The organism is Streptosporangium sp. NPDC049644, from assembly GCF_040675205.1.
Lineage (GTDB): Bacteria > Actinomycetota > Actinomycetes > Streptosporangiales > Streptosporangiaceae > Streptosporangium > Streptosporangium fukuiense.
On record NZ_JBFAOJ010000150.1, the window covers coordinates 1 to 13,237 of the forward strand.

Annotated in this window: 8 protein-coding genes and 1 pseudogene; 8 read left to right on the plus strand and 1 reads right to left on the minus strand. The window is 69.5% G+C overall.

The features are described from left to right. Positions 1 to 166 precede the first annotated feature (166 nt). Entirely contained in the window at positions 167 to 1,132 is a 966-nt protein-coding gene (locus tag AB0J58_RS41895; protein WP_364226762.1) for a tripartite tricarboxylate transporter substrate-binding protein, read from the minus strand. Between the two features lie 175 nt (positions 1,133 to 1,307). Between AB0J58_RS41895 and AB0J58_RS41900 the strand changes: the two genes are divergently transcribed. The 8 genes and pseudogenes from AB0J58_RS41900 (at position 1,308) to ilvC (ending at position 13,169) form a co-directional block, all read left to right on the plus strand. Continuing rightward, positions 1,308 to 2,951: a sensor histidine kinase gene (locus AB0J58_RS41900; protein WP_364226764.1), complete on the plus strand. Its 1,644-nt coding sequence runs from the start codon at positions 1,308 to 1,310 to the stop codon at positions 2,949 to 2,951. After that, positions 2,948 to 3,643 (plus strand): response regulator, encoded by a 696-nt coding sequence (locus AB0J58_RS41905; protein ID WP_364226767.1) that lies wholly within the window; start codon positions 2,948 to 2,950, stop codon positions 3,641 to 3,643. Before AB0J58_RS41900 ends, AB0J58_RS41905 begins: the two co-directional genes overlap by 4 nt. Before the next feature lie 348 nt (positions 3,644 to 3,991). Continuing rightward, positions 3,992 to 5,788, plus strand: a complete 1,797-nt coding sequence (locus AB0J58_RS41910; protein ID WP_364226769.1) for a VanW family protein — start codon at positions 3,992 to 3,994, stop codon at positions 5,786 to 5,788. A gap of 34 nt (positions 5,789 to 5,822) precedes the next feature. Continuing rightward, positions 5,823 to 6,731, plus strand: a complete 909-nt coding sequence (locus AB0J58_RS41915; RefSeq protein WP_364226771.1) for a 2-hydroxyacid dehydrogenase — start codon at positions 5,823 to 5,825, stop codon at positions 6,729 to 6,731. A 268-nt stretch (positions 6,732 to 6,999) separates the two neighbouring features. Continuing rightward, on the plus strand, positions 7,000 to 9,657 hold the full coding sequence (locus tag AB0J58_RS41920; protein ID WP_364226774.1) for a GGDEF domain-containing protein: 2,658 nt from the start codon (positions 7,000 to 7,002) through the stop codon (positions 9,655 to 9,657). Between the two features lie 225 nt (positions 9,658 to 9,882). Further along, positions 9,883 to 11,622, plus strand: a pseudogene (locus tag AB0J58_RS41925) (acetolactate synthase large subunit); the annotation flags it as partial. A gap of 2 nt (positions 11,623 to 11,624) precedes the next feature. Further along, positions 11,625 to 12,149: an acetolactate synthase small subunit gene (ilvN, locus tag AB0J58_RS41930; protein WP_343969953.1), complete on the plus strand. Its 525-nt coding sequence runs from the start codon at positions 11,625 to 11,627 to the stop codon at positions 12,147 to 12,149. 39 nt (positions 12,150 to 12,188) lie between these two features. Further along, positions 12,189 to 13,169, plus strand: coding sequence for a ketol-acid reductoisomerase (ilvC, locus tag AB0J58_RS41935; protein WP_364226777.1), 981 nt, complete (start codon positions 12,189 to 12,191; stop codon positions 13,167 to 13,169). Positions 13,170 to 13,237: the final 68 nt, after the last annotated feature.

Sequence of the window (13,237 nt, forward strand, 5' to 3'; positions counted from 1 at the left end):
CATTTATATCCCCCCCCCCACCCCCCAAAACACCCCACAACAACAAACAATCATCCCCCCCCCGCCGCTCTACCCATCCCGCCGCCCGCGCGGGCGACGGCGGGTTCGGATCCGGTGCCGGTCGCACCGGTGCCGGTGCGACCGGACTGGTCTTCTACGGGAGGCATCAGGAGACGAGGCCCATCTCCGCGATGACCGCCTTGACCTTGGTCTGCTCCGCCGCGAGGAAGTCGGCGAACGGCCGGCCGGTCTGGAAGACGTCGGCCCAGCCGTTCTTGATCACCGCGTCCTTCCAGGCCGGCGAGTCGTGCATCTTGGTGACCAGCTCGGTGAGCTCCTGCTTCGTCCCGTCGTCCAGCCCGCCGGGCGCGACGAAGCCTCGCCAGTTGGCCAGCTCCACGTCCAGGCCGCCCTCCTTGAGGGTCGGGGCGTCCACGTTGCCCAGCCGGGCGGGCGAGCTGACACCGAGGGCGCGTAGCTTTCCGGACTTCACGTGCTCGGCGAACTCGCCGATACCGGAGATCCCGGCCGCCACCTTCTCGCCGAGCAGCGCGTTGAGCGCCTCGCCGCCGCCGGAGTGGGCGATGTAGTTGACCTGCTTGGGGTCGATGCCCGCGGCCTTGGCCATCAGGCCCGCCACGATGTGGTCGGTACCCCCGGCGGAGCCGCCCGCGATGGCGATCTTCGCGGGGTCCGCCTTCCACGCCGCCGTCAGGTCGGCCAGCGTCTGGTAGGGCGACCCCGCGGGAACCACGACGATCTCGTACTCCTCGGTCAGCTTCGCGATGGGCGTGGTGTCGGCCAGGGTGACCTTCGACTTGTTCTGCTCCACCGCACCGACCATCACCAGGCCCATGGTCATCAGCAGATTGCCGTTGCCCTTCTCACCCGCGAGCTGGGCGAGGCCGATGGTGCCTCCCGCGCCCGGCACGTTGTAGATCTCGACCTTGCGGGACGGGACAGCGGACTTCAACACCTCTCCCGCGACGCGGGAGGTCTGGTCCCAGCCGCCTCCCGGTGAGGCCGGAGCCATGATTCTCAGCGCGCTGGTACCCGAGCTCCCACCGGAACCGCAGGCGGTGAGGGCGGCGAGGGACAGCACCGCGAGGGTGGCGAATCTCCGAAGACGCATGGTCGAACTCCCAACAACATGAACAGAGCGTGGTGAGGATGGTGACCGCAGCCGGTCGCCGTGTCGATCCTTTGCGTGTTTGCCGTCGTATCGGTCATATTGGTCACGCGTCTCCGCGATCTCACCGTTATCTCGAACTGCTTTCATCGATCTTCCCTGACAAGGGAGTCAACTCGTGCGACGCTTGGTCAACGCCTCGCTCGGCACCCAGTTCTTCGTGTTGCAGACGGTGATCGTGTTTCTCGCGGTCGGCGGTACGGCGGCTGTCTGGATGGAGCACACCCGTGAGCTGCTGGACTGGCAGTACCAGCAGCGTGCCCTGGCGATCGCCGAGTCCGTGGCGGGGCTTCCCCAGGTGCGCGAGGCGTTCAGCAGGGCGCGGCCCGAACTGAGCCTGCAGCCGATCGCGGCCGGGGTGCAGGCGGCCACCGGCGCCGACTACGTGGTGATCGCCAACCGGGACCAGATCCGCTACGCCCACCCCAACACGGCCCTGATCGGCAAGCGGCTGTCCACCGACGGCTCGCAGGTCATGACGGACGGGCGGCCCTGGACCGGCATCCAGACGGGAACGCTGGGCCGCTCGGTGCGCGGCAAGGCGCCGATCTTCGACTCCGCGGGGAAGGTCATCGGTCTGGCCTCGGTCGGGATCCTGGAGGAGACCGTCGCCGACCAGCTCAGTGTGGCGCTGCCGCCGCTGTTCTGGACCGTGCTCGCGGTCCTGGTCGCCGGGTCGGCCGCCGCCGCGTTGATCGCCCGGAGGGTCCGCCGTCAGACGTTCGGCCTGGAACCGGCGGAGATCGCGGCCCTGCTCGAACAGCGTGAGGGCGTGCTGCACGGCGTCAAGGAGGGGGTGCTCGCCCTCGATCTGGCGGGCCGGGTGACGCTGGTCAACGACGCGGCACGCGACCTGCTCGGCCTCTCCCAGCACGACGTCGGCCGGAGCCTGGGAGAGATGCGGCTTTCCGACCGGATGCGGGACGTGCTGGGCGGTGCGGACCCCGGCGACGACCGGGTGGTGCTCCACTGTGACCGGGTGCTGGTGCTCAACCGGACCCCGGTGGCGGTGCGGGATCGGCAGAGCGGCTGGGTGGTCACCCTGCGGGATCGGACCGAGCTGGTACGACTGGCGCGCGAGCTCGACCAGGCCAGCACCACGACCGGCGCGCTGCGCGCGCAGGCCCACGAGTTCGCCAACCGGATGCACACCGTGGTCGGCCTGCTGGAACTCGGCGAGTACGAGACGGCCGTCAGTTACATCACCCAGACCACCGAGGCGTACAGCAGGCACGCCGCGGGCGTCCGGGAGAAGGTCGCCGACCCGACGCTGGCCGCGCTGTTGCTGGCGAAGTCGGCGGAGGCGGCCGAGCGGGGCGCGACCCTGGTGCTGTCCGACGACTCCCGGGTGGAGGAGGGCATGATCGGTGATCCGCACGACGCGGTCCTGGTCGTCGGCAACCTGGTCGCCAACGCCCTCGACGCGCTGCAGGAGAGTGGGGGAACGGTGGAGGTCTCGGTCCGTACCGAGGCGGACGGGCTGCACATCCGGGTCGGCGACTCCGGTCCGGGAATCACCCCGAGCCTGGTCCACGAGGTCTTCCTGGAGGGCTTCACCACCAAGGTGGCCCATGCCGGGCCACGGGGCCTGGGGCTGGCACTGACCCGCCAGACGTGCTCGCGCCGGGGTGGCTGGGTACGGGTGCACAACGCGGGCGGCGCCGTCTTCACCGCGCTCCTCCCCACGGGTGAGCCCCCGCCGTCTCCAGAGGGGGAGCCCGCCGGCCCCGGGGAGCCCGCGGAACGGCAGGTGCGGAGATGACCGGGGACGGGTGCGCGGAGGAGATCCGCGTACTGGTGGTGGACGACGACTTCATGGTGGCCAGGATCCACGGCGGCTACGTCGCCAGGCTGTCCGGCTTCACGGTCACCGGCATCGTGCACACCGGGAGTGCCGCCATCGAGGCGGTCACGACGCACCGGCCCGACCTGGTGCTGCTCGACATCTATCTGCCGGACATGTCGGGACTCGATGTACTCATGACGCTCAGGGGAGCCTCGCACCCGGTGGACATCCTGGTGATCACCGCCGCGCGTGACGTGGCCACGGTCCGGGCGGCCATGCGCGGCGGCGCGGTCAACTACCTGATCAAACCTTTCACCGCCCGCGTTCTCGGTGACCGCCTCGGACAGTACGCCGAGATGCACCGGAGGCTCGCCACCCTCGGGGACGAGGCGCGCCAGGACGAGGTCGACCAGTTCTTCGGCACGGTCAAGGGAGTCCCGCTGCCGCTGCCCAAGGGGTTGTCGGCCACCACGTGCACCCTGGTGGCCACCGCGCTCAGGAAGAGCGGCACCGACATGTCGGCGGCCGAGGCGGCGGTGATCACCGGCCTCTCCAGAGTCAGCGCCCGCCGGTACCTGGAGCACCTGTGCGCGGCGGGTCAGGCGGAGCTCCGCCCGAAGTACGGCACCGCTGGTCGGCCCGAGCACCGCTACCGCTGGACTGGTTGATTTGTTATTCATTTTTGGGTGTCGGTTGACCGGTGTGGTCTAGGGTTGCGGGAGGTGGAAGCTGCGAAGCAGGAGGAGACGGAGGCCGTGCGGAACGCCGGAGCGTCTGTGGACCCGCCGACGGACCCCTTTGAGGCGATACCGCTTCCCTCACGTCCCGTCCCGCCCGGTGCCCGTGATCCACGCCTTCCTCCGGGAGCACCGGGCGGCCGTTCCAAGGACGGCTCGCGCCTCCCCCCGGGAGTCTCGCCCGACATCTTCGGCCCCACCGGTTTCGGCGGTCCCGCCGCACCGGCCCGCGGGGCGACGGCGCTTCCGCCCGTGGCACAGCCACCGCAACCCTGGCAGATGGCGGCTCCACCCGAGCCCTCGTTCCGGCGAGACGAGCCCACGCTCGTCCCCGGTGGCGACGGGGGGTTCCCGCAGCCCAGCGGCCTCCGTTACGAGGAGCCCTCCCCGGGGCGGCGCAAGGGCCGCAGGATCGCCCTGATCATCCTCGCCGTGCTGTTCGTCGCCGCTCTCGCCTACGCGGTGCCCGCGGTCGTCATGTCCGGCAAGATGCTGCCGGGCACCACGGTGCGGGGTGTCGAGATCGGCGGCCTGACCGCGACCGAGGCGGCCGACAAGCTCAGAGACCGGCTGGCGGGTGAGGCCTCGGAGGAGATGACCCTCCTGGCCGCGGGCAAGCGCTACGAATTCGACCCGGGCAAGGCGGGTCTGGAGTTCAACGTGGTCGACACCATCGACCAGGCGCCCAGCGACTTCCCCAGTCCCGCCGAGGTATGGCGGGCCTTCACCGGCACCACCGAGCTGGAGCCCAAGATCTCCTCCGACGCCGAGGCCATGAAGACCGCGGTCGCGGGCCTGGCCAAGAAGATCGACCTCAAGGTCCGCGAGGGTTCGGTCACGTTCGAGGGCGTCAAGCCCGTCGTCGTGACGCCCCGCGACGGCAGGGAGCTGGAGAGGGAGGCCGCGGTCGCCGCGATCACGGACGCCTTCCTCGGCCCGGCGAAGGAGGTCAGGCTTCCGGTCTCGGTGATCAAGCCCAAGGTCGGCGCGGAGACGGTCAAGAAGGCCGCGAACGACGCGGGCAAGGCGCTGTCCGGGCCGGTCACCCTGACCTTCGCCGGCAAGCAGGTCCAGTTGCCGGTGGAGACCCTCGCCGCGCACCTGTCCTTCGAGCCGGACGGCTCCGGCGGCATGCGCCCGGTGTTCGACGCCAGGAGCGCGGTGGCCTCGGTGGAGGACAAGCTCGTCGATCCGGCGCTGGCCCCGCGCGACCCCACGTTCCAGATCGTCGCGGGCAAGCCGAAACTGGTGCCCGGCCGCAAGGGGAAGGGCGTCGACGACGAACGGCTCGCGGCCGACGTGGCCGAGATGGTCTCCCGTAACGGAGAACGGACGATCCCGGTGGCCATGGCCACGGTCCGGCCGCGGATGTCCGACGCCGAGGCGCGCAAGCTCGGCATCAAGGAGCGGATCAGCCAGTTCACCACGCCCTACGAGTGCTGCCCGCCACGGGTGACCAACATCAGGACGCTCGCCAAGCTGCTGGACGGTTACCTGGTCAAGCCGGGCGAGACCTTCTCGCTCAACGGCGTCATCGGCCAGCGCGACACCGCCCGCGGTTTCGTCCCCGCTCCCATGATCCAGGGCGGCAGGCTGGTCGACTCGGTCGGCGGCGGCATCTCCCAGTTCGTGACCACGATGTACAACGCGGTGTTCTTCGGCGGCCTTGAGGACGTCCAGCACATGGCACACGAGTTCTACATCTCCCGCTACCCCGCCGGACGGGAGTCCACCGTCTCCTGGCCCGAACCCGACTTCCGCTGGAAGAACGACTCACCGTACGGGGTGCTGGTGAAGACCTCCTTCGACAACAACGGGGTCACCGTCGCCTTCTGGAGCACCAAGCGGTACGAGATCGAGTCGATCTCGTCCGAGCGCTACAACATCACCCCGTTCAAGAGCGCGACCGACAGCGGCCCCGACTGCATCCCGATGGTCGGCCAGCAGGGGTTCACGATCGACGTCTGGCGTGTCTTCAAGCAGAACGGCAAGGAGATCAAGCGCGTCAAGGAGACCACGGTCTACCGCCCCGAACTCGACCTGAAGTGCGTGAGTGAGGCAAGCGAGGACGAGTAGTGGCTCACGGGCGTCGCGGTTGGATAATGCGGGGATGAAGATCTGGGTCCCCTCGAAAGCCGCCGCCGACGTTCTGTGTGATCTGCCCGAAGTGGAGTGCGCCGTCTATGACGGCACGGAGCCGGTGCCGGAGGGGGCGGAGCAGGTCGAGGTCTGGATTCCGCCGCTGACGCCGGTGGCGGGTCTCCCCGATCTGCTCGCCAGGATGACCGGCCTGCGGTTGCTGCAGACCGTCACGGCGGGTGTCGACGCCTACCGGCCGCACCTGGCGGAGGGGGTGACGCTGTGCAACGCCCGGGGAGTGCACGACGCGGGTACCGCCGAGTGGGCGGTGGGGGCCATGATCGCGGTGCTTCGGGAGTTTCCCGGATTCGTGCACGCGCAGCGGAAGGGCGAGTGGACCTACCACCACACCGGGGTGCTGGCCGACTCCACGGTCCTGATCGTCGGCTACGGCTCGATCGGTGAGGCACTGGAGCGGCGGCTCGACGGTTTCGAGGTGGACGTCGTCCGGGTGGCCAGGACCGCCAGGCCAGGTGTGCACGGCATGGACGAGTTGCCCGCCCTGCTGCCCGCGGCGGATGTGGTGGTGCTGCTCGTACCGTCCACCCCCGAGACCGCGGGCATGGTGGACGCGGATTTCCTGGCGGCGATGAAGGACGGCGCCGTCCTGGTGAACGCGGCCAGGGGGTCGGTGGTCGACACCGCGGCTCTCGTCGCCGAGCTGGGCGGCGGCCGGATCCTGGCCGCGCTCGACGTCACCGATCCCGAGCCGCTGCCCGAGGGGCACCCGCTGTGGAGCGCGCCGGGGGTCCTCATCACCCCGCACGTCGCGGGCAGCAGCCCGGCGTCGGTACGGCGCACGCTGAAGCTGCTCCGCTCCCAGTTGCTGCGCTACCTCGCGGGCGAGCCGCTCAAAAACGTGATCACGGGTTCCTACTGACCGGCAAAGGAATCCGGACTGTGGCTACCTCGTGACCTGCGGTGCGTACCGTCGGCAGGAGCGATTTGCATCGCCCGCGCGGTTATCAGATCGGTGACGACTACGGCGTTGTCACTCCTCGCGCGGGCCGGACGGCCCACACTGGCCGTGTGCCGGTACGAGCGCCGAGGACGAAGAACGACGTGCTCGCGCCGGTGACACGAGCGCAGTGAGTAAGGGATGCTGCGGGAGCAGAGCACACTGAAACGACACCGATAGGCAGACGACATTGATCCGCTGGCGTGACCCCCGGGTACCGCTGACCGCCGCCGCCGTCGGCGTGGTGGGGCTCGTTGCCGCTCTTGTCAGCGGCGCTCCCGCCGTGGTCGTCGAGGCGGTGGCGGGCGTCGTCACCGCGGCGGCCGCCGCGGGTTCACTGTTCGCCGCGGCCTCCAGGGTGATCAGCAGGCGCAGGGCACTGGCCTGGCGCTGGCTGGCGGGCGGCTCGGTCACCTGGCTGCTCGGGGTGGGGGTGCGGCCGATCGCGGACGGCGCGCCGTTCGTGGTGACCTTCGCCGACCTGGTGCTGCTGGCCGGTACGGCCATGATCGCCGTCGGTACCGCGCTGTCGGCGGTCAGGCCCGCCCGAGGGCATGCCCTGCTGCGCGATCTCGCCGACTCCTACGTGTGCGCCGCCTCCATTCTGGTGATCATCTGGGTGACGCTGGTGGGGCCGGTCTACCGCGACGCCGGCGACGCGGGCAACGCCGCGGTCACCTTCGCCTCACCCCTGTTCTGCCTGATCCTCGCCTGCGTCGTGGGCCCCGCCGTGGTGCCGATCAGGCGGTCGGCCTGGCCGGTCGGTCTGGCGGCGCTGGCCGTGCTGGCCGCCGTCGCGACCTCGGAGACGACCACCGCGCTGGCTCGGGTGAGCGGCGACACGCCGTCGCTCACCTGGGTGTGGCTGGCCCCTGTCGCGTTCCTGGTGCTCGCCGTGGTCCCGTGGAGCGGGCGCGCGGAGCGACCGCCGGATCTGGAGGACGACGAGCCCCTCCTCCGCGAGAGCACGTCCTCGCTGATCGCGGCGGTGCCGCTGTTCCTGGTCGCGGCGGCCGCGGTCGTCGTGCTGCTGAAGGTGATCGGTGGTGGGGTACAGGGACCGCCGGTGGTGCTGGCCTCGGTGTGCGCGTCGATCGTCGCGGTCCTGCTGGTACGCATGTTCGTGATGCTGCTGGAGACCGGGCGGCTGCGCAGCCTGCTCCATCTCGGTGAGCGGCAGCTGCACGACCTGGCGGAGAGCGCCGGCGACGTGGTGCTGCTCTGCGACTACGACGGTGTGGTGCGGCAGATCGGCGAGGGGGTCGAGAGCACGTACGGATACCGCCCCGAGGAACTGGTCGGCGGGAAGATCTTCGACTACATCCACCCGGAGGACGTGCCGGGAATCCAGGGGGCGCTGAGCGCGATGAGCCTGGAGGAGGAGGCCGAGGAGGGGCCTGGCGCGTGCATGGTCGCCTGCCGGGTCCGAGCCTCCGACGGTACCTGGCGCCCCGCCGAGTCGGTCGCCACCCGGCACGTGCGCGGCGAGGGCCTGCTGCTCGTCACCACCCGCGACATCAGCGACCAGGAGGCCCTGCGCAGCCAGGTCGCCCACCTGACCTTCCACGACGGGGTGACGGGCCTGCCCAACCGGGCCTACTTCGAGGAACGCACCCGCGAGGTGCTGGGCCGTCCCGGCGCGAGCAGCGTCGCCGTGGTCTTCCTGGACCTGGACGGTTTCACCGCGGTGAACGACTCGGTCGGCCACGCCAGCGGCGACTACCTGCTCGGCCAGGCGGCCAGGAGGCTCCGCGCCACCGTGCGGACCGACGACACCCTGGCGCGCTGGGGCGGAGACGAGTTCGCGGTGCTGCTCGAGGCGGTCGACGCCCAGACCGCGGTGGACCTGGCCGAGCGACTGGTCCGCACGGTCTCGTCCGAGCCGTTCCGGGTGGCCGACCGTGACATCGCGCTGACCGCGAGCGTCGGGGTGGCCTTCGCGGCCGACGACGTCTCCTCCGCCGACCTGATCCGCAACGCCGACGTGGCGATGGCCAGGGCAAAGGAGCTGGGCGGGCGCAGGGTCGAGGTGTTCGCCGCGCACATGCACGCCGACGTGGTACGGCGCCTGGAGCTCGCCGCCGACCTGCAGCGGGCGCTGCTGGAAGACCAGTTCGTGATCGAGTACCAGCCGGTGGTCGACCTGGCCACCTCGCGCGTCACCGCCGTCGAGGCACTGGTGCGCTGGTGTCAGGGGGGCGAGTTCGTACCGCCCGAGCAGTTCCTCGGTCCGGCGGAGGACACAGGCCTGATCGTGCCGCTGAGCGAGTGGATCCTGCGCGAGGCATGCCGGGAGGTGGCCACCTGGCGCGCCTCCGCGTGGGAGATCGGGCTCTCGCTCAACCTGTCCGCCCGGCAGATCATGGCGCCGCGTTTCGTGGAGACCGTCGAGTCCGCCCTGGTCGAGAGCGGGCTGCCGCCCAGCGCGCTGACCCTGGAGGTCATCGAGGAGATGCTGGTCGAGGACGCCGAGCAGACCATCACCCGGCTCTCCGAGCTGCGCACCCTCGGGGTCCGGCTGGCCATCGACGACTTCGGCACCGGTTACGCCTCGCTGGCGCTGCTGCGGCAGCTCCCGGTCGACATGATCAAGATCGACCCCTCCTTCGTGTCCGGGCTCGGTTGCGACGAGACGCTGACCCTGCTGACCCGTACGATCGTGCGGCTGGGCCACGACCTGGGGCTGATCGTGGTCGCCGAGGGCATCGAGCGGCCCGAGCAGTTGGAGTTGCTGCGCGAGATGGGCTGCACCCGAGGCCAGGGATTCCTGGTGGCGCGCCCGATGGCCGCGCGCGGCGTCGACTCGCTGATGCGCACCAGCCTCTCCAGCCTGGGGACTCACGCGTGACCTCACATCTCGGACTCTGAGATATCTGTCCCATGAATTTGACGTGGAGCCACTCCGTCGGCCAAGGTGGAGGCATGCAGATTGACCGTGGGATTCTTGTAGTACTTCACCGGCGCGCAGGTCGCTGAGCGAAGTACTCTGACCTGCGCGCCGCCCCAGCTCCGCCGATCAAGCGGAATGGGGCATTTTTTATGCCATTAAGCATGTTCAGCCACAAGGAACGAGCCGATGACCGAACAGATGACAGGAGCCCAGGCCCTCGTGAGGGCGCTGGAGCACGTCGGGGTCGACACTGTGTTCGGGATCCCGGGCGGCGCGATTCTCCCCGCCTATGATCCGCTCTACGACTCGACCAAGGTCCGGCACGTGCTTGTACGGCACGAGCAGGGCGCGGGGCATGCGGCCCAGGGGTACGCGCAGGCCACCGGCAAGGTCGGAGTCTGCATGGCCACCAGCGGTCCCGGCGCGACCAACCTGGTCACCCCGATCGCCGACGCCTACATGGACTCGGTCCCGATGGTCGCGATCACCGGTCAGGTGGCCAGCGCCGCCATCGGCACCGACGCCTTCCAGGAAGCCGACATCTCCGGCATCACCATGCCGATCACGAAGCACAACTTCCTGGTCACCGACCCGAACGACATCCCCAGGACGATCGTGGAGGCATTCCACATCGCCTCGACCGGGCGCCCGGGACCGGTGCTGGTCGACATCGCCAAGGACGCGCTCCAGGCGAAGATGACCTTCGAATGGCCGGTCGTCATGCAGCTGCCCGGCTACCGGCCGGTGACCCGGCCGCACTCCAAGCAGATCCGCGAGGCGGCCAAGCTCATCGTCGAAGCCGGAAGGCCGGTGCTCTACGTGGGCGGCGGCGTGCACAGGGCCGGCGCGTCGGCGCAGCTGCTGGAGTTCGCCGAGCTGACCGGCATCCCGGTGGTCACCACCCTGATGGCGCGGGGCACCTTCCCCGACAGCCATCCGCAGCACATGGGCATGCCCGGCATGCACGGTTCGGTGTCGGCGGTCGGCGCGCTGCAGAAGGCCGACCTGATCATCGGACTCGGTGTCCGCTTCGACGACCGTGTCACCGGAGACCTGTCGACCTTCGCGCCGTACGCGAAGATCGTCCATGCGGACATCGACCCGGCGGAGATCTCCAAGAACCGGCACGCGGACGTCCCGATCGTGGGCGACTGCAAGGAGGTCATCTCCGACCTGATCGCCGCGGTGCGCGGTGAGGGACGCAAGGGCGACTACGCCGACTGGTGGACCGCGCTCAACACCTACAAGGCGACCTACCCGCTGGGCTACACCGAGTTCGAGGACGGCTCCCTCGCCCCGCAGTACGTGATGGAGCGGCTGGGAGCGATCGTCGGCCCGGACGCGATCTACACCGCAGGGGTCGGCCAGCACCAGATGTGGGCCGCCCAGTTCATCGGCTACGAGAACCCCGGCACGTTCATCAACTCCGGCGGCGCGGGCACGATGGGCTTCTCGCTGCCGGCGGCGATGGGTGCCAAGATGGGCCGGCCCGACACCACGGTCTGGGCCATCGACGGTGACGGCTGCTTCCAGATGACCAACCAGGAGCTCGCCACCTGCACGATCGAGGGCGTGCCGATCAAGGTCGCGATCATCAACAACGGTAACCTGGGCATGGTCCGGCAGTGGCAGACGTTGTTCTACAACGAGCGTTACTCCAACACCGACCTGCAGACGGTCCGCCGCATCCCCGACTTCGTCAAGCTCGCCGAGGCATACGGCTGTGTGGGACTGCGGTGCGAGCGCCCCGAGGACGTGGACGCGACGATCAAGAAGGCCATGGAGATCAACGACGTGCCGGTGGTCGTCGACTTCGTGGTGCACCAGGACGCCATGGTGTGGCCGATGGTCGCGGCCGGGACCAGCAACGATGACATCAAGTTCGCGCGCGACATGGCGCCGGTCTGGGACAGCGAGGACTAGGCATGAGCAGGCACACGCTCTCCGTGCTGGTGGAGAACAAGCCCGGCGTGCTCGCGCGCGTCGCGTCGCTGTTCAGCCGCAGGGGGTTCAACATCGACTCGCTGGCGGTCGGGCCGACCGAGCACGCGGACATCTCCCGGATGACCATCGTGGTCAGCGTCGCCGACCTGCCGCTGGAGCAGGTCACCAAGCAGCTGAACAAGCTCGTCAACGTGCTGAAGATCGTGGAGCTCGACCCGGCGCAGTCGGTGCAGCGCGAGCTCACACTGATCAAGGTGCGGGCCGACGCCGACAACCGCTCCAGCGTGCTGGAGCTGGTCAACCTGTTCCGGGCGCGCTGCGTCGACGTCTCCTCGGACGCGGTGACCATCGAGGTCACCGGCACGCCGGACAAGCTGCAGGCCTTCATCAAGGTCCTTGAGCCGTTCGGCATCAAGGAGCTCGTCCAGTCGGGCATGGTGGCCATCGGCCGCGGCGCCCGTTCCATCACCGACCGTTCTCTCCGGGCCCTGGACCGGACCGCGTAACGCACACGAGAAACCCGAAAGGTTAAGCAAGTGACTGAGATCTTCTACGACGACCAGGCCGACCTGTCGATCATCCAGGGCCGGCACGTCGCCGTTCTGGGATATGGCAGCCAGGGCCACGCCCACGCGCTCTCGCTGTGCGACTCCGGGGTGGACGTCCGGGTCGGCCTGCCCGAGGGTTCCAAGAGCAGGGAGAAGGCCGAAGCCGACGGCCTGCGGGTGCTCACGCCCTCGGAGGCCGTCGAAGAGGCCGACCTGACCATGATCCTCGCGCCGGACCACATCCAGCGCCACCTTTACGCCGACCACGTGGCCCCGAACCTGGTCGAGGGCGACGCGCTCTTCTTCGGGCACGGCCTGAACATCCGCTACGGCCTCATCGAGGCGCCGGAGGGTGTGGACGTGGCCATGGTCGCCCCCAAGGGCCCCGGTCACCTCGTGCGCCGCCAGTACACCGCGGGCCGCGGCGTGCCGTGTCTCGTCGCGGTGGAGAAGGACGCCAGCGGGAACGCCCTGGACCTCGCCCTGTCGTACGCCAAGGGCATCGGCGGCACCCGCGCCGGCGCGCTGAAGACGACCTTCAAGGAGGAGACCGAGACCGACCTGTTCGGTGAGCAGGCCGTGCTCTGCGGCGGCGTGTCCGAGCTGATCAAGGCCGGTTTCGAGACCCTGATCGAGGCGGGCTACCAGCCCGAGGTCGCCTACTTCGAGTGCCTGCACGAGATGAAGCTGATCGTCGACCTGATGTACGAGGGCGGCATCCACAAGATGTACTGGTCGGTCTCCGACACCGCCGAGTACGGCGGCTACTCCCGCGGCCCGCGCGTGGTGACGCAGGAGACCAAGAAGGAGATGCAGCGCATCCTCGCCGAGATCCAGTCCGGCGAGTTCGCCAGGGAACTGGTGGAGGAGTTCGACAGCGGCCAGAAGAAGTTCACCGCCTACCGCGAGGAGCTCGCCGAGCACCCGATCGAGAAGACCGGTGCCAAGCTCCGCCCGATGATGAGCTGGCTGAAGTAGGGGCCGCCCGCACCGGGCACCCCGTACTCAGGCACCCCGTACGGCCCGCGCCCCCGCGACGAGTTCAC

Excerpts from the sequence above, each read along its gene's own strand:
- AB0J58_RS41910 (WP_364226769.1), top strand. The coding sequence starts at position 3,992 with ATGGCGGCTCCACCCGAGCCCTCGTTCCGGCGAGACGAGCCCACGCTC.
- AB0J58_RS41905 (WP_364226767.1), top strand. The coding sequence starts at position 2,948 with ATGACCGGGGACGGGTGCGCGGAGGAGATCCGCGTACTGGTGGTGGAC.
- ilvN (WP_343969953.1), top strand. The coding sequence starts at position 11,625 with ATGAGCAGGCACACGCTCTCCGTGCTGGTGGAGAACAAGCCCGGCGTG.
- AB0J58_RS41895 (WP_364226762.1), bottom strand. The coding sequence starts at position 1,132 with ATGCGTCTTCGGAGATTCGCCACCCTCGCGGTGCTGTCCCTCGCCGCC.
- AB0J58_RS41915 (WP_364226771.1), top strand. The coding sequence starts at position 5,823 with ATGAAGATCTGGGTCCCCTCGAAAGCCGCCGCCGACGTTCTGTGTGAT.